The sequence below is a fragment of the Nocardia sp. JCM 34519.1 genome, assembly GCF_020361265.1.
GTDB lineage: Bacteria > Actinomycetota > Actinomycetes > Mycobacteriales > Mycobacteriaceae > Nocardia > Nocardia arthritidis_A.
Genome location: NZ_JAIRBR010000005.1, coordinates 114,134 through 133,363 on the forward strand (window position 1 = coordinate 114,134; position 19,230 = coordinate 133,363).

The 19,230-nt window shown below is 67.4% G+C and carries 20 protein-coding genes and 1 pseudogene; 13 read left to right on the forward strand and 8 right to left on the reverse strand.

Annotation, left to right across the window (positions count from 1 at the left end):
- Positions 1-441 precede the first annotated feature (441 nt).
- Entirely contained in the window at positions 442-1,362 is a 921-nt protein-coding gene (pdxS, locus tag LGY53_RS15110; RefSeq protein WP_225727322.1) for a pyridoxal 5'-phosphate synthase lyase subunit PdxS, read from the forward strand.
- 211 nt (positions 1,363-1,573) lie between these two features.
- Positions 1,574-1,990, forward strand: coding sequence for a WXG100 family type VII secretion target (locus LGY53_RS43955; RefSeq protein ID WP_225727621.1), 417 nt, complete (start codon positions 1,574-1,576; stop codon positions 1,988-1,990).
- A gap of 115 nt (positions 1,991-2,105) precedes the next feature.
- Here the strand turns inward: LGY53_RS43955 and LGY53_RS15120 are convergent.
- Positions 2,106-4,118: pseudogene (locus LGY53_RS15120) on the reverse strand (transglycosylase domain-containing protein); the annotation flags it as partial.
- Between the two features lie 346 nt (positions 4,119-4,464).
- Here LGY53_RS15120 and LGY53_RS15125 point away from each other — a divergent pair.
- From LGY53_RS15125 to LGY53_RS15135, 3 genes are all read left to right on the forward strand, one after another.
- Positions 4,465-5,355 carry a LysR family transcriptional regulator gene (locus LGY53_RS15125; RefSeq protein ID WP_225727323.1) on the forward strand — a complete coding sequence of 297 codons (891 nt, stop codon included), beginning with the start codon at positions 4,465-4,467 and terminating at the stop codon, positions 5,353-5,355.
- Positions 5,356-5,470: 115 nt separating this feature from the next.
- Positions 5,471-5,962 carry a hypothetical protein gene (locus tag LGY53_RS15130; RefSeq protein ID WP_225727324.1) on the forward strand — a complete coding sequence of 164 codons (492 nt, stop codon included), beginning with the start codon at positions 5,471-5,473 and terminating at the stop codon, positions 5,960-5,962.
- A gap of 118 nt (positions 5,963-6,080) precedes the next feature.
- Complete coding sequence (locus LGY53_RS15135; protein ID WP_225727325.1) at positions 6,081-6,815, forward strand: SDR family oxidoreductase; 735 nt, start codon at positions 6,081-6,083, stop codon at positions 6,813-6,815.
- Positions 6,816-6,926: 111 nt separating this feature from the next.
- On the opposite strand, the gene LGY53_RS15140 is transcribed toward LGY53_RS15135, so the two are convergent.
- Positions 6,927-7,535 (reverse strand): hypothetical protein, encoded by a 609-nt coding sequence (locus tag LGY53_RS15140; protein ID WP_374111185.1) that lies wholly within the window; start codon positions 7,533-7,535, stop codon positions 6,927-6,929.
- 111 nt (positions 7,536-7,646) lie between these two features.
- Here LGY53_RS15140 and LGY53_RS15145 point away from each other — a divergent pair, with 111 nt between their 5' ends.
- Entirely contained in the window at positions 7,647-8,468 is an 822-nt protein-coding gene (locus LGY53_RS15145) for an acyl-CoA thioesterase II (protein ID WP_225727327.1), read from the forward strand.
- A gap of 52 nt (positions 8,469-8,520) precedes the next feature.
- Here LGY53_RS15145 and LGY53_RS15150 read toward each other — a convergent pair whose 3' ends face one another.
- A complete protein-coding gene (locus tag LGY53_RS15150; protein WP_225727622.1) occupies positions 8,521-10,212 on the reverse strand; it encodes an APC family permease in 1,692 nt (563 codons plus the stop codon).
- 236 nt (positions 10,213-10,448) lie between these two features.
- On the opposite strand from LGY53_RS15150, the gene pdxT reads away from it, so the two are divergent.
- Together pdxT and LGY53_RS15160 are read left to right on the forward strand one after the other, a co-directional pair.
- Entirely contained in the window at positions 10,449-11,093 is a 645-nt protein-coding gene (gene pdxT, locus LGY53_RS15155; protein ID WP_225727328.1) for a pyridoxal 5'-phosphate synthase glutaminase subunit PdxT, read from the forward strand.
- 105 nt (positions 11,094-11,198) lie between these two features.
- Positions 11,199-11,951, forward strand: coding sequence for a YebC/PmpR family DNA-binding transcriptional regulator (locus LGY53_RS15160; protein ID WP_167476068.1), 753 nt, complete (start codon positions 11,199-11,201; stop codon positions 11,949-11,951).
- A 72-nt stretch (positions 11,952-12,023) separates the two neighbouring features.
- On the opposite strand, the gene LGY53_RS15165 is transcribed toward LGY53_RS15160, so the two are convergent.
- Positions 12,024-13,022: an NADP-dependent oxidoreductase gene (locus LGY53_RS15165; protein WP_308102893.1), complete on the reverse strand. Its 999-nt coding sequence runs from the start codon at positions 13,020-13,022 to the stop codon at positions 12,024-12,026.
- Between the two features lie 28 nt (positions 13,023-13,050).
- Here LGY53_RS15165 and LGY53_RS15170 point away from each other — a divergent pair, with 28 nt between their 5' ends.
- Entirely contained in the window at positions 13,051-14,034 is a 984-nt protein-coding gene (locus tag LGY53_RS15170; RefSeq protein WP_225727329.1) for a GlxA family transcriptional regulator, read from the forward strand.
- Between the two features lie 26 nt (positions 14,035-14,060).
- Here the strand turns inward: LGY53_RS15170 and LGY53_RS15175 are convergent, their stop codons facing one another.
- From LGY53_RS15175 to LGY53_RS15190, 4 genes are all read right to left on the reverse strand, one after another.
- On the reverse strand, positions 14,061-14,267 hold the full coding sequence (locus tag LGY53_RS15175; protein ID WP_225727330.1) for a DUF5988 family protein: 207 nt from the start codon (positions 14,265-14,267) through the stop codon (positions 14,061-14,063).
- A 47-nt stretch (positions 14,268-14,314) separates the two neighbouring features.
- The gene (locus tag LGY53_RS15180; RefSeq protein WP_225727331.1) at positions 14,315-15,820 is read right to left on the reverse strand and encodes an alpha/beta hydrolase family protein; all 1,506 of its coding nucleotides are present in this window, start codon (positions 15,818-15,820) and stop codon (positions 14,315-14,317) included.
- 77 nt (positions 15,821-15,897) lie between these two features.
- Entirely contained in the window at positions 15,898-16,332 is a 435-nt protein-coding gene (locus LGY53_RS15185; RefSeq protein WP_225727332.1) for a PPOX class F420-dependent oxidoreductase, read from the reverse strand.
- Complete coding sequence (locus LGY53_RS15190) at positions 16,332-16,880, reverse strand: PadR family transcriptional regulator (RefSeq protein ID WP_225727333.1); 549 nt, start codon at positions 16,878-16,880, stop codon at positions 16,332-16,334. Before LGY53_RS15190 ends, LGY53_RS15185 begins: the two co-directional genes overlap by 1 nt.
- Before the next feature lie 140 nt (positions 16,881-17,020).
- Between LGY53_RS15190 and LGY53_RS15195 the strand changes: the two genes are divergently transcribed.
- The 4 genes from LGY53_RS15195 (at position 17,021) to ruvA (ending at position 19,228) form a co-directional block, all read left to right on the forward strand.
- The gene (locus LGY53_RS15195; RefSeq protein ID WP_225727334.1) at positions 17,021-17,503 is read left to right on the forward strand and encodes an MmpS family transport accessory protein; all 483 of its coding nucleotides are present in this window, start codon (positions 17,021-17,023) and stop codon (positions 17,501-17,503) included.
- Between the two features lie 36 nt (positions 17,504-17,539).
- Positions 17,540-17,959 carry a thioesterase family protein gene (locus tag LGY53_RS15200; protein ID WP_225727335.1) on the forward strand — a complete coding sequence of 140 codons (420 nt, stop codon included), beginning with the start codon at positions 17,540-17,542 and terminating at the stop codon, positions 17,957-17,959.
- A 97-nt stretch (positions 17,960-18,056) separates the two neighbouring features.
- Positions 18,057-18,626 (forward strand): crossover junction endodeoxyribonuclease RuvC, encoded by a 570-nt coding sequence (gene ruvC / locus LGY53_RS15205; RefSeq protein WP_225727336.1) that lies wholly within the window; start codon positions 18,057-18,059, stop codon positions 18,624-18,626.
- Positions 18,623-19,228 (forward strand): Holliday junction branch migration protein RuvA, encoded by a 606-nt coding sequence (gene ruvA, locus LGY53_RS15210; protein WP_167476060.1) that lies wholly within the window; start codon positions 18,623-18,625, stop codon positions 19,226-19,228. The genes ruvC and ruvA overlap by 4 nt, the downstream gene beginning before the upstream one ends.
- Positions 19,229-19,230: the final 2 nt, after the last annotated feature.

Consider the following 19,230-nt stretch of genomic DNA (forward strand, 5'->3'; position numbering starts at 1 on the left):
CAAACACAGAAACCAGTGGCTTGAAAGGCGTTGTGGCCCATGGATTACTGGATCGCCGCAGGTGGGAACCGTCGCGACCGCATCCGCTCACACCCATCCCGACCAGCTTTTATGTGATGCTTTTCACCACCGTGATAGGGTCGCGACCGGGTTGTTACGCGGAAGTGAGTTGCACGTGATGTCGTATCTGCTGTTCGATTTCCTGGCACCGATCCTCGGCACGGATGCCGCCCAGTACTGGGCGCAGCTGCTGGTGGTGAACCCGATCTGAGGGCACGGCCCTGGGGAGTTGCCGACAATCAGCCCGGGGTCGATTGCGATCACCGTGGCACGTGATGGCCCTCCGGGTACCAGGCCAGTGGTGTCCGACTGGCTATCAAGTGGCCTGATGACGCCGCCTAGAATTGGGTCGATTCGAAATCTTGCCACCCGATTGGCGTCATGACCCAGGAGTTTGCCGTGACTACGCCCGAGACCACCAACACCGTCGGCACCGCCCGCGTCAAGCGCGGTATGGCCGAGATGCTCAAGGGCGGGGTGATCATGGACGTGGTCACCCCCGAGCAGGCGAAGATCGCCGAGGACGCGGGCGCCGTCGCGGTCATGGCGCTGGAGCGGGTGCCCGCCGATATCCGCGCCCAGGGCGGCGTGTCCCGGATGAGTGATCCGGACATGATCGACGGCATCATCAACGCCGTCTCCATCCCGGTGATGGCCAAGGCGCGCATCGGCCACTTCGTCGAGGCGCAGATCCTGCAGAGCCTCGGCGTCGACTACATCGACGAGTCCGAGGTGCTCACCCCGGCCGACTACGCCAACCACATCGACAAGTGGAACTTCACCGTGCCGTTCGTCTGCGGCGCCACCAACCTGGGTGAGGCGCTGCGCCGAATCACCGAGGGCGCGGCCATGATTCGCTCCAAGGGTGAGGCGGGCACCGGCGACGTCTCCAACGCGACCACCCATATGCGCCAGATCCGTCAGGAGATCCGCAAGCTGTCGTCGCTGCCCGAGGACGAGCTGTTCGTCGCCGCCAAGGAGCTGCAGGCGCCGTACGAACTGGTGCGCGAGGTCGCCGAGACCGGCAAGCTGCCGGTGGTGCTGTTCACCGCGGGCGGCATCGCCACACCCGCCGACGCCGCGATGATGATGCAGCTCGGCGCGGAGGGCGTCTTCGTCGGCTCCGGCATCTTCAAGTCGGGCAACCCGGCGCAGCGCGCCGCCGCCATCGTCAAGGCCACCACCTTCCACGACGATCCGGACGTGCTGGCCAAGGTGTCGCGTGGGCTCGGCGAGGCCATGGTCGGCATCAATGTCGAGGAGATCGCGCAGCCGCACCGCCTGGCCGAACGCGGTTGGTAATCCACTGATTTCGCGAGCAGGGGCGCATAGTCGCCCCTGTTCCCGGCCTAAGCGGACAATTTCGCGCGCCGATGACGATATTTCGTCGATATCGGACCGAAACTGTCCGCGTAGGCCGATTGATACATCCGAATCCAGGTATTCGTGCCGTCCGCACCACTGCTTGCTTCGGCTGTCCGGGTAACCGAAAGTCGAAGATAAGGCCGCAAAAATCGAGGACGCGATCGAGCAGCGGCTCGCCGATATCGAACGACGTGTCACCGGCCTGCACATCCAGTGGTCCGGCAAAGCCGCCACGGCACACAAAACCGCCCATGAGCAGTGGGCTCAGGCGCCCCGCGACCTGCACACCGCGCTATCCGAGTTGCGCGGCGGCACCGAGCGTGCCCGCGATATCTACAGCGGGGTGGTGCAGGATCTGCGGTTGACTCCGCAGGCGTTGCGGCTGGGCGAGGCGCGGCTGGCGCAGGTGCTGATGGAGACGGTGCAGCGCGCCGAAGCCGAGGCCGCGCAGAAGTTGAAGGAGGCTTGGCGGCCGTTGACCGGCGATCCGGCCGTCCGGGAGATCATGGCTTTCGGCCGTTCGATCGTCGATGCGAAGGCGGGGCCGCCGGTGGCGAACCGGTAGCGTCGGAATTGCGGAGGCACAGCGCTTGAGCGTCGTCGGCCGCCGAAATACCAACGGCCAGAGGGATTCCCGTGCGGTCGGCAGCTCGAGCGGCCGATTACCGTGGTGCGGTGTATGGCGTCGTCCACGGGGGCACACCGGGTTGGCCGGCGATCGGGGGCGGGGTCGGGAAGGTCTCGTTCGGTGTGCCCTGTAGCGCGCCGTCCATGGTGGCCTTCCAGATGTCGGCGGGCAGGCCCGAACCGTAGATCATGCCGCCGTTGGCATCTCGGAGGGGCGCGTTCTGATCGTTGCCGACCCAGACCGCGGTGGACAGTGACGGGGTGTAGCCGATCATCCAGGCGTCCTTGTTCTTACCGGTGTCGCCGAGATCGGTGGTGCCGGTCATGGCCGAGGATGCGCGCCCATCGGCCAGGTCGTGTCGGCGCGCCCAGGCGGCGATCGGCTTCATCGCGTCGGTCATATTGTCCGCGACCGCCGCGTCGACGCGTTTCTCGCCGACCGGCTCCGTACCGCGGTCCAGCAGCACCCGGCCGTCGGCGTCGACGACCTTCTGCACGAAGTGTGGCGCGTGGTACATGCCGGAGGCCGCCAATGTGGCGTAGGCCGAGGCCATGTCGAACGGACGGACCACGTACTGGCCGAGCACGATGCCGTTGTTCGGGCCGGAGCCGCCCGGTTCGGTGAGTGATTTGCCAACGCCGGGAACGGTTTCCGGGATGCCGAGTTTATATGCCATATCCGCGATCTTCCGCGGGCCGTCCTGCATGTCGAGTTCCATGCGGTAGAAACTGGTGGTCAGCGACCGTTTCAGCGCCTCGGCGATGGTGCAGGTGCCGCACTGCTCACCCTCGGTGTTGTCGATCTTGATGCCGTTCACCGACAGTGGCGAGCTGTCGTACATCGTCGACAGCGGTTTGCCGAGCTCCAGGTTCTCCGCGAGACCGAAGGCCCGGAACGACGATCCCGGCTGTTGCGGCGCGTTGGCGAAGTCGTAGCCGTGACCGTCGGCGCCGCCGTAGTAGGCGCGTACGGCGCCGGTGCGCGGATCCACCGAGACCACTGCGGTACGCAATCTCTCCGATTGACCCTGCATGCTTTTGGCGACCGCGTCGACCGCCGCCTGCTGCGCCTTCGGATCGATGGTCGTGGTGATCCGCAGACCGCCGGTGTTCAATTGGTCCTCACTGATGCCCGCGGCCGAAAGCTCCTTCAGCACTTGGCTTTCGATCAGCCCCTCCGGACCCGAGGCGTCTGTCTTGGCCCGCGGTGCTGGAATCACCTGCGGGAACCGCATTTTCGGACGGTCTGCCGCGGATAGGCTACCGGCGGTGACCATTTCGTCGAGCACATAGCCCCAGCGCTTCGTCGCGCCGTCCGGATTCGTCGCCGGATCCAGGCCGGAGGGCCGTTGGATAACCGCGGCGAGCAGCGCACCCTCCTCGGTGGACAGCTCCTGCACCGGTTTGCCGAAGTAGGCATTGGCGGCGGCCGCGATACCGTATGCGCCGCGACCGAAGTAGATGGTGTTCAGGTACGCGGTGAGGATGTCGTCCTTACTCCACTGCTCCGTCATCTTCGCCGAGATCGCCAGCTCACGCACCTTGCGGCTGAGCGAGCGCTCGCTGCCGACGAGTGCGTTGCGCACGTACTGCTGGGTGATCGTCGGACCATCACCGGTGTTTTCGCGGTCGAACAGGTTGTCGCGCAGCGCGCGGACGAGACCCGGGATCGAGAAGCCGGAATCGGTGCGGAATTCCCGGTCCTCGGCCGCGATCACCGCGTCGCGCACCCGGGGTGGGATCTGGTCGATCGTCACATCGGTCCGATTACCTTCTGGCGGAACGATTTTGCTCAGCACCGATGCGCCGTCGGCGGCGTAGATCACGGCGACCTGGTTGCGCCTCAGATCGCCGGGCTTGGGCACCGAGACCGTCGCGTACACGACCAGGAAGGTCCCGCTCGGCACGATGACGGTCAATGCCAGCAATAGGTAGAGAACACGGCGGACGATCCGCCACCGCGACCGCTTCCCGGCAGCCGGAGGTCTGTCCGGTTGCGTGTCACTCGGGGGCTGGCCGTCGATCAGTTCATCGTTGTCGGGCGAAGTCACAGCGTGGATCTCCATAAATCGAACGGTCCGGCAGCGGCCGGGGAGGCTCGGCCCGAGAACCAATATCCCCTCGCGCCCATCACTTTTCGATCACTTCGCGCTCACGGGCGTCGGAGCGGGCCGATCGTACTGCGCCCGAATTGAAGAGCGCCTATGGCGGTGACACCGTGCCTGGGAAGAATATCGACCGATCTGATTCAGATAGCCTGCATCGAAGCCGACGAGTGGTTGCGTCGCGGCCGCGCGGTCCCGTCCGAGGTCAGACGGATCCGGATCAGGGCATCGTGGGGCGACGGTGAGGTCGGGGTGATTATCGATCCGCAGGCGGAGCCGCCGGTGGTGAACCGGTAACGTCGGCGGTGTGGAATTGCGGCAGTTGCGGTACTTCGTCGTGCTGGCGGAGGAATTGCACTTTCGCCGTGCCGCGCAGCGACTGTTCATTTCCACGCCGACGTTGAGTCAGCAGATCAAAGGGTTGGAGCGCGAAATGGGTGGGCCGCTGCTCACCCGGGAGCCGCGGATCGAACTGACCCCGGCCGGGGAGGTGCTGCTGCGCAGCGGCCGCGATATCCTGCGGGCCGCCGACGCGGCCGTCCGCGAAACCCGCAGGGAGGCGGGCGCGGAAATTCCGACGCTGCGTTTCGGACTGTTGAACGGCATACCGCCGTGGCTGCCCACCCGGATCGGCGAATTGCTTTCGGCGCGGTTGCCGGGCGCTCGAATGGTGCTGACCGGTGGAACCACCGCCGATCAGCTGCGCCTGCTCGATGACGACGAGGTGGATCTCGCGATGGTCCGCGCGCCCGTGACGTTACCCGAGCGATTCGCCCAAATCCCGGTCGCCCGTGAGGAACTCGGCATCGTGATGGCCACCGGGCACCGGCTGGCCGGGCTGGCCGAGATCGGCGCCGCCGACCTGCGCGGGCAGGAACTTGTGTTGTTCGCCAGGGATTCGGCCGTCGGCTTACACGACGCGCTGCTGACCGAATTGCGCACCCGCGGCGCGGATATCCGGCTGAGCGAAAGCGCGATGGGGCACGCCCAGATGCTGAACGTGCTGCCGATGCGGACGGATATCGTCGGGCTGAGCTCGGACCGGGTGGCCGGACTGCCGGGGCTGCAATGGCGGCCGCTGGACCGGCCGCTCGAGGTGCGGTACGCGGCGGTGTGGCGGTCCGCCAACCGCAATCCGGCGGTCGCGGCGGTGGTTTCGGCGCTGCATGGACGGTTGCTCGACGCGTCGGTGAGCTGAGTCTCACGAACGCCGAACCGTCGCCTTATCGTTCGCACAATTCCGGTGGGTAATTTCGCCATTCGAATGCGCGGGGGAATTTCAACCCGGCACATCGAATGCGAAGGATGAGCAATTGAACTTACGTAGCACCGGACGTATCGCCGTCGCGGGCCTCGCGTTGACCGCGGCGCTCGGACTGACCGCGTGCGGCAGCGACAGCCCGAAGGAAACGCCCAAGAAAACCCCGGCGTCGACGAGCGCGAAACCGGATCCGAACCTGCCGCCGGTGCCGACCGCCGCCGATCTGAACGCGGAACTGAAGCGGGCGCTCGACCCGGCGGTGCCGAATTCGGAGAAGCTGGACATGGTGCAGGGCGCGCAGGCCGATCCGGACCTGCCGAACAAATTCGCCGAGGCGTACAAGCAGACCAACGCACAGGCGGAGGTCACGAAGGTGACGCCGTTCGGCGACACCCTCGACGCCCAGGTCAAATTCACCGTGAACGGCCAGGAGAACACCGGCGATATCACCTTCGTCGCCGAGAACGGCAAGTGGAAGGTCGCCCAGAGCTGGGTGTGCGCCGGGCTGAAGAACTTCAACGTGCAGTCTCCGGCCTGCCCATGAGCTACCGCTCGGCACTCTTGTCGTGAAATATGCTGTCATCTGCTGTGTTAGCCGCTGACTAACGCCAATTCGATGCTGCGACATGGACACTCGGCCCGGCCGCTGGTCGACTGGAGTCATGACAGCAAATATGAATGCGGCGCGCAGGGTGGTCATCTTCGGCGGCAGTTCGGGCATGGGGTTGGCGCTGGCCTCCGCACTGGTCGCGGACGGTGCGGAGGTGACCGTCGCGGCGCGTAACGCCGACCGGCTCGCCGCGGCGGAGCAGACGCTGGCGGGCGGTCCCGGCAAGGTTCGTACGGTCGTCGCCGATATCACCCGCGAGGCCGATATCGAGCGGGTTTTCGCCGAGGTGGGGGTGGTGGATCACGTGGTGACCACCGCCGTCGACGTCACCGGCGTCTACCAGCCGATCACCGAGCTGGATCCGGAAACCGCGCGAAAGACGTTGGACGCCAAACTGATCGGTCCGGCGCTGCTCGGCAAGCACGCCCGCCTCGCGCCCGGGGGCTCGCTCACCTTCACCTCCGGTATCGCCGCCTACCGGCCCGGTCCCGGTTCCAGCATCGTCGCCGCCGCGAACGGCGCCCTCGAATCCCTCGCCTACGCCCTGTCCATCGAACTGGCGCCGACCCGCGTCAACGTGGTCTCGCCCGGCTGGATCGACACCCCGATCTGGGACACCATCGCCGGTTCGGCCAAATCCGAACGCCACCAACAGCTGGCGACCCGCCTCCCGGTCGGCCGCATCGGCAGACCAGCCGAAATCGCCCAGGCCATAACGTCTCTCATGGACAACCCGTTCATCACCGGCACGGTCCTGCACGTCGACGGCGGCCACCGGTTGGTCTGACCTCCGGATACCGGCGAATCGCTCGACGCCGGTCGGCTCGCCGTGGCGGGTGCGGCATGATGGCGGGACGTGCGCCGCACCGGCATTTCTGGTCCGGGTATCCGCTGGGCATCACGCGGTGCGCAGGGCGGGGCGGGACGGATGATCCCAGCGGACGAGGATCGTTGGGGGATCCGGTGTTTCGTCCGCCTGCCGGAGTAGTGCGGGGACTGTCCAGCGGTCCTGTGCCGCGGTGTTGCGCAGCAGCGCGGCCTCGGACATGTCGAGGCGCACCGTGAGGTCGAAGGCGAGTCCGCGGCCGAGCAGCATCGGGCCCGCGACCAGAACGACGGTGCCGGGCAAGGCGGTTCGCACCGCGGCGCGGGCCGAGCGGTCGGTGCGCTCATCCCACAGCGCGGGCAGCCAACGGGATTCGGCGCGCAGCGCGTCGAGCACCTCGCGCCGCACCGCCGCGTAGTCGAACCACGCGGTGCGATAAGACATTTCGTCGGTCCGTCCGAATTCCATGCGCAGCGAGGCGGGCCGCACGTAGTCGTGCAGCGACACCACCTCGGCCGGGCGGCCGAGATCGCGCAGCGCCGCGGCGATCCTGGCGGCGAATCCGGCGGGGTCGGCCGCGTCGGACCCATCGATGCCGAGCACCGGATGACCCTCGAACTCGCGGACCCGGCCTACCACCAGGTCGATCAGGCCCTCCTGGGTGATCGGCACGAAACGCATGCCGTCCATCTTGCGCAACCGCGCGCGGGCCGACGAATCGGGCGAATGTCACACCCATGTTCGCGGTAGCCGGGATGTGTCCCGCACTACGGCCGGGATAATGTCGAGCGCATGGCGACAATCGAAGAGGCGCTGGAGATAGAGCGGCTCGAGCGGGATATCTTCCGTGGCGCGTCCACCAAGACCCAGCTTCCGCGCACATTCGGCGGTCAGGTTGCCGGCCAGGCGCTGGTCTCGGCGGTGCGCACGGTGGAACCGCGCTTCCAGGTGCATTCGCTGCACGGCTATTTCCTGCGGCCGGGCAATCCGGAGGAGCGGACGGTCTACCTGGTCGAACGCATCCGCGACGGCAGGTCGTTCTGCACCCGCCGGGTGACCGGTGTGCAGGACGGCGCGGCCATCTTCACCATGTCGGCCTCATTCCACATCGGCGATGAGGGTCCGCAGCATCAGGATGTGATGCCGCCGGTCCGTCGGCCGGAGGACCTGCCGGACGCCGAGACCACCATGACCCCGGAACGCCTGTGGGCCATGCGCGAATGGGAGCACTGGGATATCCGCACCGTGCCGCACGACGATATCGCCCGCCGCGACGGCGTCGTCTCCCAGCAGCAGGTGTGGTTCCGCTACCGGCATCCGCTGCCCGACGACCCGCTGTTCCATGTCTGCACCCTGGCCTACATGAGCGATATGACGCTGCTCGGCTCGTCCAAGGTCACCCATCCGGACGAGCGCACCCAGAACGCGTCGCTCGACCACGCCATGTGGTTCCTGCGCCCCTTCCGCGCCGACGATTGGCTGCTCTACGACCAGTCCTCCCCGTCGGCCGGCTTCGGCCGCGCCCTCACCGGCGGCAAGATCTTCAACCGGGAAGGTCATCTGGTGGCGGCGGTCGTCCAGGAGGGTCTGATCCGCACGCTGCGGGAGGACTGAACTCGACTCGTTCCGGATGGGTGCGAGTGGCCGTCGCACCCATCCGGAACCATCACGCCACCTGTACGCGCAGGTGGCAGACCACGGTGTCGGATAGTCGGCGCAGCTCGCGTTCCAGCTCGTCGCTGCGGTGACTGGGGATGACACGGTTCCAGCCGAGCGGCGGATCCACCTCGGCGACGACGACGACCTTGCGGCGGTCCGGATACTTCTCGCTGATGTAGCGGGCGACGGGCCCGCCGACGGTGGCGTCGTGATCGGGCAGCAGCACCAGCGGGACATCCGGGTGCCAGGCCTCCCACGCCTTGGTGAAGGCCCGCGTCGATTCGCCCGCGAGGCAGACATGAACGGCGACAACGTCTTTGCCGATGGACATGGCGGCCGACAGTGCCTCGCAACTCAATTCGGAGACCTCGGACACCGGGACGATCACCACCGAATCGCGCGGCTGCGGGGCGGGCGGCAGCTCGTCGGCGCGCCGGACGGCGCCGATCTTGGTGTAGGCGCCGCGGATTCGCTCCATCCCGTAGACCAGCAGCGGCAGCACCAGCACGATCAGCCAGGCGCCTGCGCCGAATTTCATGGCGGTGGTGACGATCGCCGCGACGAAGGTGAGCACCGCGCCGAATCCGTTGAGCGCCAGCCGCCACTGCCAGCCCGCGCCGTGCGCCAGCCGCCAGTGCCGCACCATCCCGACCTGGGCGATGGTGAAGCCGACGAACACTCCGATCGCGAAAAGCGGTACCAGCGCGTTCATCTCGCCGTTCGCGCCGATGAGCAGCGCGCCCGCGGCGATGGCGAGGGTCAGCACGCCGTACCGGTACACCTGCCGCGGCGAGGCCACCGCGAACCGGTGCGGCAGGCAGTTGTCGTCGGCGAGGATCTTGGTGAGCGTCGGCAGGCCGCCGTACGAGGTGTTGGCCGCCAGCGCCAGCAGCACCACGGTCGCGAATTGCACCACGTAGTAACCGATTCCGTGGCCCAGCGCGGCCTCGGTGAGCTGGGAGAGCACGGTGGTGCCGTCGACCGGGCGCACATCGAACTTCTGGATCAGCACCGCCAGCCCGATCAACATCACGCCGAGCAGGCCGCCGAGCGCGACCTCGGCGCGTTGCGCGCGAACAACTTTCGGCGCGGCGAAGCTGGGCACCGCGTTCGCGATCGCCTCGACGCCGGTCAGTGCGGCGCACCCGCTGGAAAACGCCTTGAGCACCAACAGGATTCCGATGGTGTGGTAGTCGAGCGCGGTCGCGGTGCCGGATGCGACGCTGGCCGGTTCGGAGCGCACCAGACCGGCGATGATCACGGTGAAGATGCCCGCGACGAAGATGACGGTCGGCACCATGAACGCCCGCGCGCTCTCGGTGATGCCGAGCAGGTTCAGCGCGGTGATGCCGACCAGCACGGCCAGGCAGATCCACAGCGTGTAGGGCAGTAGGGCGGGGAAGGCCGAGGTGAGCGCGGCGACACCGGCGGCGATCGATACCGCGACGTTCAGCACGTAGTCGACGATCAGCGAGGCCGCGGCGACGAGGCTGGTGCGGTGCCCGAGATGCTTCTTGGCGACCGCGTACGCGCCGCCGCCGTTCGGGAACGCGGCGATCACCTGTCGATAGGAGGCGGTCAGCACGGCGAGCAGCAGGGCGATGGCCAGGGTCACCGGCAGGGTCAGCCCGAGTCCGGCGCCGCCCGCCGCGGCGAGTACCAGCACGATCGCTTCCGGACCGTAGGAGACCGAGGCCATGGCGTCGAGGGAAAGTCCGGCCAAGCCGGTCAGGACCGTAAGTCCGCGATGGTCGGGCGCCGTCTTCTCCGGGCTGCCGAAGGCCGACCGAACTCGCGGTAACACATCTGTCACCAGCGCGAGTGTGCGCGCGAACCGTTCGGTCCGCCAGGGGCGTTGATGGAATGTTGACAGGTGAGCGCGCACACATTTCCGGTGTCCGTATTGTCGTAGCCGGACACGGGGAAAGGACGGGCATGGATTCGGTGGCTGCGGCACAGGTCCGGGATGCGGCGCGAACCGGGACGCCGCGCATCGGCGTGCTCGCGTTGCAGGGCGATGTGCGTGAACATTTCGCCGCGATCGAGCACTGCGGCGCGACACCGGTGAACGTGCGCCGCGCGGCCGAACTCGACGCGGTGGACGCGTTGATCCTGCCCGGCGGCGAATCGACCGCCATCAGCAAACTGCTCGAGGTCTTCGAACTGTTGGAGCCGCTGCGCGCCCGGCTGCGCGATGGCATGCCCGCCTTCGGATCCTGCGCCGGAATGATCCTGCTCGCCTCGGAGGTGCTCGACACCCGCCCCGATGCCAAACATCTCTACGGCATCGATATGACGGTGCGCCGCAACGCATTCGGCCGCCAGGTCGATTCGTTCGAAACCGACCTGGATTTCGCCGGACTGGACGATGCGCCCGTGCGGGCGGTGTTCATCAGGGCGCCGCTGGTCGAGCGGGTCGGGCCGGGCGTCGAAGTGCTGGCCACCATTCCGACCGGTCCGTTCCTGGGGCGGATCGTCGCGGTGCGGCAGGGCAATGTGCTCGCCACCTCCTTCCATCCCGAGGTCACCGGCGATCTGCGGGTGCACGAACTGTTCGTGGACCTGGTGCGCGGTCGCTGACGGCGCACCATGACACGCCGAGTAGGCTGGCTTGGTTGCCTGTCCGGCCGCGGGCATTACCGTCGGCGGGGCACGTCAGGTATCTCCGACCGAAGGAAGTAGGGCATGAGCGGCCACTCCAAATGGGCCACCACCAAGCACAAGAAGGCCGTGATCGACGCGAAGCGCGGCAAGATGTTCGCGAAGCTGATCAAGAACATCGAGGTTGCGGCTCGGACCGGCGGTGGCGACCCTGGCGGAAACCCGACGCTCTGGGATGCCATCCAGAAGGCGAAGAAGGCGTCGGTGCCCAACGACAACATCGAGCGCGCGCGCAAGCGCGGCGCCGGTGAGGAGGCGGGCGGCGCCGACTGGCAGACCATCATGTACGAGGGCTACGGCCCGAACGGCGTGGCGGTGCTGATCGAATGCCTCACCGACAACCGCAACCGCGCCGCCGGTGAGGTGCGCGTCGCGATGACCCGCAACGGCGGCAGCATGGCCGACCCGGGTTCGGTGTCCTACCTGTTCCACCGCAAGGGCATCGTCACCCTGGAGAAGAACGGACTGTCCGAGGACGATGTGCTCACCGCGGTGCTCGACGCGGGCGCCGAGGAGGTCAACGACCTGGGCGACTCGTTCGAGGTGATCAGCGAGCCCGGTGATCTGATCGCCGTGCGCACCGCGCTGCAGACCGCCGGAATCGATTACGACTCCGCCGAATCCGGCTTCCAGCCGTCGGTGTCGGTCGAGGCCGACGCGGATACGGCCCGCAAGGTGTTCAAGTTGGTCGACGCGCTGGAGGACAGCGACGACGTGCAGAACGTCTACACCAACGTGGATGTCTCCGACGAGGTGCTCGCGCAGCTCGAGGACTGAGCGCTCGAATATTTCGGGGCGGCCCACCGGAAGTGGGCCGCCCCGAGTCGTATTCGCCGGTGTCCCTTGGGATCAGGGGATCGTGATCACCAATTTGCCGACGGTGCGGTTGGTATCGCCGAGTTCGTGCGCCTTCGCGGCGTCGGCCAGCGGGAAGGCGCCCGCGATCGTCGGCCGCAGCGCACCGGATTCGGCGAGTCGGCGCAGTGCGTCCATACCGGCGTGGTCGGCCTCCACCAGCATGGCGACCGCGCGCAGGCCGCGCGATTTCGCCTGTGCCATAACCTCTTCCGGCTGGTCGCGCAGTAGCGACACCACGATTCCGCCGGGCCGCAGCGTATCCAGCGACCGAACGGTGGTGTCGCCGGAGATCGGATCGAGCACTACATCGACGTCGCGCACCGCCTCGGCGAAATCCGTTGTGCGGTAATCGATCGTCTCGTCCGCGCCGATCGAGCGCAGGAATTCGTGATTGCCCGCGCTCGCCGTGCCGATCACGTACGCGCCGAGGTGTTTCGCGATCTGCACCGCGAAGTGGCCGACGCCGCCAGCTGCCGCATGAACCAGGATCCTTTGCCCCGCTTGCAGATTCGCCGTATCCACCAGCGCCTGCCAGGCGGTGAGCGCGGCGAGCGGGATCGCGCCCGCCTCGGTATGGTCCAGGTTGGCGGGCTTGCGGGCGAACGCCCGGGTCGGGCCCACCGCGTATTCGGCGAAGGAGCCGACGCCGAACGGGTACGGCAGCATCCCGAACACCTCGTCACCCGGCCGGAACAGGGTGACGCCGAAGCCTACTGCCGCGACCTCGCCGGACACATCCCAGCCCAGCACGAACGGCGGCTCGGGCAGGAACAACCCTGTCCTGGCGCGGTGCTTCCAGTCGGTGGGGTTGACCCCGGCGGCGCGGACCCGGACCAGAATCTGGCTCGGCCCCGGGGTGGGCACCGGCAGCTCGACCTCGTGCAGCACCTCGGGACCGCCGAGGACGTCCTGGCTGATGGCGCGCATCGTATTCGGCACTTTGTTCATGGGAACCAGATTGCCGTCGCTCGCCGCCACAGAAAATGGCACGATTGCCATTATTCGATAGGATCGTGCCATGGCTGATATCACCGCGCACCGGGTTGTCGTGCTGGCGTTGGACGGCGTGTACCCCTTCGAACTCGGTATCCCGATGCGCGTATTCGGTTCGGCCGATGGCAGATACGAGGTGATCACCTGCTCGATCGGCGGTCGGCCGGTGCGTTCCATCGCCGATTTCGCGATCGCGGTCGAACACGACGAGTCCGTGCTCGCCACCGCCGACACGGTGATCATTCCGCCATGCGATATCGCACCCATGCTCGACGCGGCGGGCCGGGCGGACCAACTGCCGCAACCCATTTCGAATGCGCTCGCCCGGATCCGGCCGGGCGCCAGGATCGTGTCCATCTGCACCGGCGCGGTCGTGGTCGCCGCCGCGGGCCTGCTGGCCGGGCGGCCCGCCACCACGCACTGGGCGGTGGCCGACGAGTTCCGGCGCGCCTTCCCGGGGATCGACCTCGATCCCGACGTGCTGTACGTGGACGACGGCGAGGTGCTCACCTCGGCGGGCGCGGCCGCGGGCATCGATCTGTGCCTGCATCTGATTCGGAGCGACCATGGCAGCGAGGTGGCCAATGCCGTGGCCCGCCGCTGCGTCGTCCCGCCGTTCCGGGACGGCGGTCAGGCGCAGTACATCGAGCAGCCGGTGCCGCCGTCCGCATCGCAAGGGACCGCGGCCGCCCGCCAGTGGGCGCTGGAGAATCTGCGGCTACCGCTCACCATGGATGACTTGGCGGCCAAGGCCAGAATGAGTAAGCGAACCTTCGCGCGCCGCTTCCGCGACGAGGTGGGAATGAGTCCGGGCCGCTGGCTCATTCAGCAGCGGATGTTCGCGGCCCGGCGTCTGCTCGAATCCACCGACCTCCCGGTGGACCGGATCGCGGGCGAGGTCGGCTTCGCCACCGGCGCCTCACTGCGCCAGCATCTGCACGAGGCGATCGGTGTTGCGCCCCTTACCTATCGGCGTACTTTCCGCGCGGACACGACCGCGGGCGTGTGACGACACGCCCGCGGCCGATCACCGTCTCATTCCGCGATAGCGGTGCGGTAGGTCCACGCGTAAACGCGTAGTGGGCCCTCGGCGGTGTCCTGCAATCGCGGTGTCGCCTCGAAATGTTCGTAGCCGCCCTTGAATTGGACCTTGATCTCGGTGCCGGGCGGGGTGACGGTGACCACGCGGGTCGGCAAATCCGCCGGCCCGCCCTCCAAGACAGCTCGCGCAGCGTTACTCATCCCCCGATGGTAGGTGTGTCACAGCACACACCTACCCGTTTCGGTGACTACGCCTGATTCGGCACCGGCAGTCCGACGCGCGCGACCACCCACGGGAACGACGAGGTGAATGCCGCGGTGGCGAATTGCCAGGTATGCCCGCCCTTGGTGGTGTGGATCGTGCAGTCGATGCCCACCGCGTGCCCGGCGTCGCACAGCTTTTCGGCCGCACCGACCTCACCGGTGTCGTACACCCCGTCGTGTCCGCCGAAGCCGACCGCGTCCTCGTCCACCTTGGGCGGATGGAAGTTGCCGGGCCTACCCGGCCCGCCGCTGCGTTGCGGTGGGGTCAGATCGTCGAAAAGTCCTGCGACACCGGTGTATCGGCCATGTTTGGCCATTACGGTCAACGGATCGAATCGATCCCACTGTGCCGCGTCGCCGCCGTAGAGCCTCCGGATGGTCTGCTCCTTGTCACCGGAGGTCGGGCCGAGATCGCCCGCGATATCGACGAAGGTGTGGAACAGCTCCGGATGCATCACGGTGAGGTCGACCGCACAGGTGCCGCCCATCGACCAGCCGACGACCGCCCAGTTCGCCGGGTCGGCCGATGCGCCGAACCGGGATTCGAGATAACTCGGCACATCCCGGGTGAGATGGTCGGCCGCATCGCCGCGCGGGCCGTTCACGCATTCGGTGTCGTTGTTGAAGCTGCCGCTGGAATCGACGAATGCGAGAATCGGCGCGCGGCCACCATTGCTCGCGGTGAATTTGTCCACCGCGGGCATGATCTGGCCGCTGCGGACCCAGTCGGCGGGCGTATTGAATTCGCCCGCGATCATCATCACCACCGGCAGTTGCGGTGGTGTCGCTCCGGCGAACCAGGCGGGCGGCAGATAGACGTATTCGGTGCGATGCGGAAAGTTGCTGCCGGAGTCGGGAATCTGGACCGGCACGATTTTTCCGGACGTCACGTTCGTGCCGCGCAGCCCGGCCAGCGCGGATATATCGGTCTGATTCGGCAGCGGGCCCGCGGTGAGCGAACTCCAGGCGGACTGCCAGGTGGGGTAGTAGCCGACCCACTGGTTCAGCACCAGACCGGTGCTCAGCAGCGCCAGCGGCACCGCGAGCACGGATACCCCGCGCCGCCACCAGCGCGCGCCCCGCCAGCCGAGCACGGCGACCGCGATCGCGCAGAATGTCGCGGCGACGCACACCCACAGCAGCGGCGGCGCCGGATCCGAGGCAAGCCCTTGATCGTTCATGTACGCCCAGGCCGCGAGCGCGCCCGCGCCGCCGATCAGCACGCACACCGGCAGCCAGACCAGCCGCCAGCGGCGGGTCCGCCAGCCGATCGCCAGCACCAGCGCGGCCACCGCCAGCAATTCGACGGTGATCGGCAGCCAGCCGTGCAGCAGCGAGATGCCGTGGTGAAAGTTGTTCTGGAAGTTGGAGTTCAGCCCGGCGGGCGGCAACTGTGGCGCCGCAGGGGCCGGAGTCGCCGCCGGGGTGGGTAGCGGTGTCGTCGGCGGGGCTGGTGGCGGCGCGGCAAGGGGCGCTCGAAGAACGGGCACCTACGGCATTGTCGAGGCGATTCCTCGAGGCAACCTGTGAGCCCGCTCCAGCGAACCTGTGCGCGGCGAACAGGTAGCTATGTCGCGATATCGCGGGCGGCGATCACCCGGTCGATTCTCGCCTTGATCAAATACTCGCCGGGCACCGAGTTGCGCGCCCCGTATGCCTCGGCCCGGTCCGCGCCCATGTATCTGGCGCCGATCCGGGTCGCCCAGGTGCGCAATTCGGTTGGGTCGTCGGTGAATTCGGCGGTGCACTCCAACATGACGTAGCCGTAGGGCGGTTCCTGATCGTCGACGCAGAGCGCGAAATGCGGGTCACGGCGCAGTGCGCGGTATTTCAGCGAATCGTGCCAGGTGGTGAAAACCACACGGGGCGAATCGGATTCGTCGAGCAGGAACCACACCGGAGTCACGTGCGGGCGGCCGTCCCTGCGCTGGGTCGCCAGCTTCCCGGTGCGGGTCCCGGTGAGTGCGAAGGCGCGCCACTCGTGCTCGGACATCGTCGGCATCATTCGATCCTTTCCGGCGCCGTCAACTCGCGCAGAGTCGCGGTGAGCCAGTCCATTTCGGCCTTGGTGGTGGCACGGGCGATGCGCAGCATGCCGCGCCGGTACGGGTCGTCGACCTCTTCGGCGGGCAGCGGGCGAACGCCCTCGTAGAAGAAGCTGCTCGGTTCGGTGAGAAAGGCCTGGCGCCTGCGCAGTACGGCGGCGCGCTCGGCCGGATCCGGGAGGTGTCGCAGGAAGGCGAGCAGCATGAACCACCGGTTGGCGTCGGTGATGAACACCTCGGCGGGTGTGCGCAGCCGCTCCAGCAGGTCGACCCGGCCCGCCTCGGTCAGGGCCAGCATGTGTCGCGGGGCGGCGGCAGACCCGGGCTGCGCCGCTCTGGTGAGCAGGCCCGCGGTCTCCATTCGTTTGATGGCCGGATAGAGCGTGCCGTGGCTGATGGTGCTCGCATGTCCGGACAGCCGCGCGATGCGCACCCGCAGGTCGTATCCGTGCAGCGGTTCCTCGTAGAGGAAGCCGAGGATCGCGAGGGTCAGCGCGCTGGTCATGCCGATGACCATAGTGTCGATTAAAACATATGTCGAACCGACTTATGGCGATACGACCTACCGGCGTGGCCGACTGTCGGGTTTGCCCCGGTTCGGGTAGTGTTTTCCCAGTCCACACGGGGATTTCGGGAGGGGAATCGATGACCTATCAGCCGCCACCCGGCTCGGGGTATCCGCCGCCGCAGTACGGCTACTACCCGCCGCCGCAGTATCCGCCGCCCAAGTCGAAGCCGGTGTGGCCGTGGGTGCTCGGCGGCGTACTACTGGCGATCTTCCTGCTGGCAGGCGGCTGTTTCGCGATATTCGGCACGGTCGCGTGGCGGCTGAACAAGGATGCGAACCAGGAGATTTCGGTGACCTACCAGGTCACCGGCACCGCCTCCGCGGCGGATATCACCTACTACACCGACGATTTCGTCAGCCACGAGGAAAAGGGCGTCTCGCTGCCGTGGCGAAAAGACGTGAAGGTCAAGGGCATCGCCAAGTCGGCGAGCGTATCGGTGATCAGCTCCTCCGGCGGCACCGTCGGCTGCACGATCGTGCACGACGGCAAAACCATTGCCCAGCAGTCGTATTCGAGTAAGTACTCGGCATCGGCCAGCTGCTTCGGCACGGTGGACTGAGCCGAGTTGTCGGTGGGTGCTGGCATAGTCGCGCCCGTGGTGTTCAGTACCCGCATCGACATCCGGGTTTCCGATCTCGATGCTCAGTTGCACGTCGCCGGATACGCCTATCATCAGTTCGCGGATCAGGCGCGTTGGGCGTGCCTACAGGCCGCGGGTGTCTCGATTCCCGACATGATCGGCGCGGGTTTCGGTCCGGTGAATCTGGAGACCGTGCTGAAATTCCAGCGCGAGCTGCGCGGCGGCGAAACCGTCGAGGTCAGCTGCGCATGGATCTGGGGCGCGGGTAAGACCTACCGGCTCGAGCACGTCTTCACCCGATCCGACGGTGAAATCGCCGCTACGGTCGGTCACGTCAGCGGGGTGCTGGATCTGCGGCGGCGCAAACTGGTCGCCGATCCGGCGGCAGCCTGGCGCGAGCGCACCGGCCGGCCGGAGCTGCTCGGGCTGACCTGATCCGTGTCGCTGAAGCCGGGCTGTGTCGTTGGGATAACGAGGCTCCGGTCTCCGTTAGACTCTCGAACAGTTGTTCGTGTCTGGGAGAGGGGATTTCGTGCGGGTGATGGGCGTCGACCCCGGGCTCACCCGGTGCGGCCTCAGCGTCGTCGAGGGCGGGCTGGGCCGGAAGGTCACCGCACTGGACGTCGACGTGGTGCGCACCCCCACCGAACTCGACCTCGCACACCGGCTGCTGCGCGTCGCCGACGCCGCCGAGCACTGGATGGATACGCACAAACCGGAGGCGGTCGCCATCGAACGCGTCTTCGCCCAGCACAATGTGCGCACCGCCATGGGCACCGCGCAGGCGGGCGGCGTCATCGCGCTGGCCGCGGCGCGCCGGGGAATTCCGGTCGTCTTCCACACACCCAGTGAGGTGAAGGCCGCCGTCACCGGCAATGGTTCGGCCGACAAGGCGCAGGTGACGGCGATGGTCACCCGAATACTCGGCCTGCAGGTCGCGCCGAAACCCGCCGACGCGGCGGATGCGCTGGCACTGGCCATCTGTCATTGTTGGCGGGCGCCGCTGCTGGACCGGATGGCCAGGGCCGAGGCGCAGGCCGCCGAGGTGCGGCGGCGGTACACCGAAAAGCTTGCCGAACAACGAAAGGCGGTGCGCGGGTGATCGCGTCGGTACGCGGTGAAGTGCTGGAGATCGCGCTCGACCATGTGGTGCTGGAGGCGGCGGGCGTCGGCTACCGGCTCAACGCGACCCCGGCCACACTGGCCACCCTCACCCGCGGCGCGGAAACCCGGCTCTACACGGCGATGATCGTGCGCGAGGATTCGATGACGCTGTACGGCTTCGCCGATACCGAGGCCCGCGACCTCTTCGGTCTGCTGCAAACGGTTTCGGGCGTCGGACCGCGGCTGGCCATGGCGGTGCTTGCGGTGCTGGAACCCGAGGCACTGCGCAAGGCGCTGGCCGAGAGCAATGTCGCCGCGCTTACCCGAGTGCCCGGCATCGGCAAACGCGGCGCCGAGCGCATGGTCGTCGAACTGCGGGACAAGGTGAATCTCGTTCCGGTGCAGTCGGGTCCGCCCGGCGCGACGTCGGCGCCCGTGCTCACACCGGTGCGCGACCAGGTGGTGGAGGCGCTCACCGGGCTCGGATTCGCACTGAAACAGGCCGAGCCGGCGGTGGATTCGGTACTCGCCGAACAGCCCGCCGCCGACACCTCGACCGCGCTGCGGGCCGCGCTCGGCCTGCTCGGCAAGAATCGGTAGTA

Excerpts from the sequence above, each read along its gene's own strand:
- pdxS (WP_225727322.1), top strand. The coding sequence starts at position 442 with ATGACCCAGGAGTTTGCCGTGACTACGCCCGAGACCACCAACACCGTC.
- LGY53_RS15135 (WP_225727325.1), top strand. The coding sequence starts at position 6,081 with ATGACAGCAAATATGAATGCGGCGCGCAGGGTGGTCATCTTCGGCGGC.
- LGY53_RS15140 (WP_374111185.1), bottom strand. The coding sequence starts at position 7,535 with ATGCGTTTCGTGCCGATCACCCAGGAGGGCCTGATCGACCTGGTGGTA.
- LGY53_RS15145 (WP_225727327.1), top strand. The coding sequence starts at position 7,647 with ATGGCGACAATCGAAGAGGCGCTGGAGATAGAGCGGCTCGAGCGGGAT.
- LGY53_RS15150 (WP_225727622.1), bottom strand. The coding sequence starts at position 10,212 with ATGGCCTCGGTCTCCTACGGTCCGGAAGCGATCGTGCTGGTACTCGCC.
- pdxT (WP_225727328.1), top strand. The coding sequence starts at position 10,449 with ATGGATTCGGTGGCTGCGGCACAGGTCCGGGATGCGGCGCGAACCGGG.
- LGY53_RS15160 (WP_167476068.1), top strand. The coding sequence starts at position 11,199 with ATGAGCGGCCACTCCAAATGGGCCACCACCAAGCACAAGAAGGCCGTG.
- LGY53_RS15170 (WP_225727329.1), top strand. The coding sequence starts at position 13,051 with ATGGCTGATATCACCGCGCACCGGGTTGTCGTGCTGGCGTTGGACGGC.
- LGY53_RS15175 (WP_225727330.1), bottom strand. The coding sequence starts at position 14,267 with ATGAGTAACGCTGCGCGAGCTGTCTTGGAGGGCGGGCCGGCGGATTTG.
- LGY53_RS15185 (WP_225727332.1), bottom strand. The coding sequence starts at position 16,332 with ATGCCGACGATGTCCGAGCACGAGTGGCGCGCCTTCGCACTCACCGGG.
- LGY53_RS15190 (WP_225727333.1), bottom strand. The coding sequence starts at position 16,880 with ATGACCAGCGCGCTGACCCTCGCGATCCTCGGCTTCCTCTACGAGGAA.
- LGY53_RS15195 (WP_225727334.1), top strand. The coding sequence starts at position 17,021 with ATGACCTATCAGCCGCCACCCGGCTCGGGGTATCCGCCGCCGCAGTAC.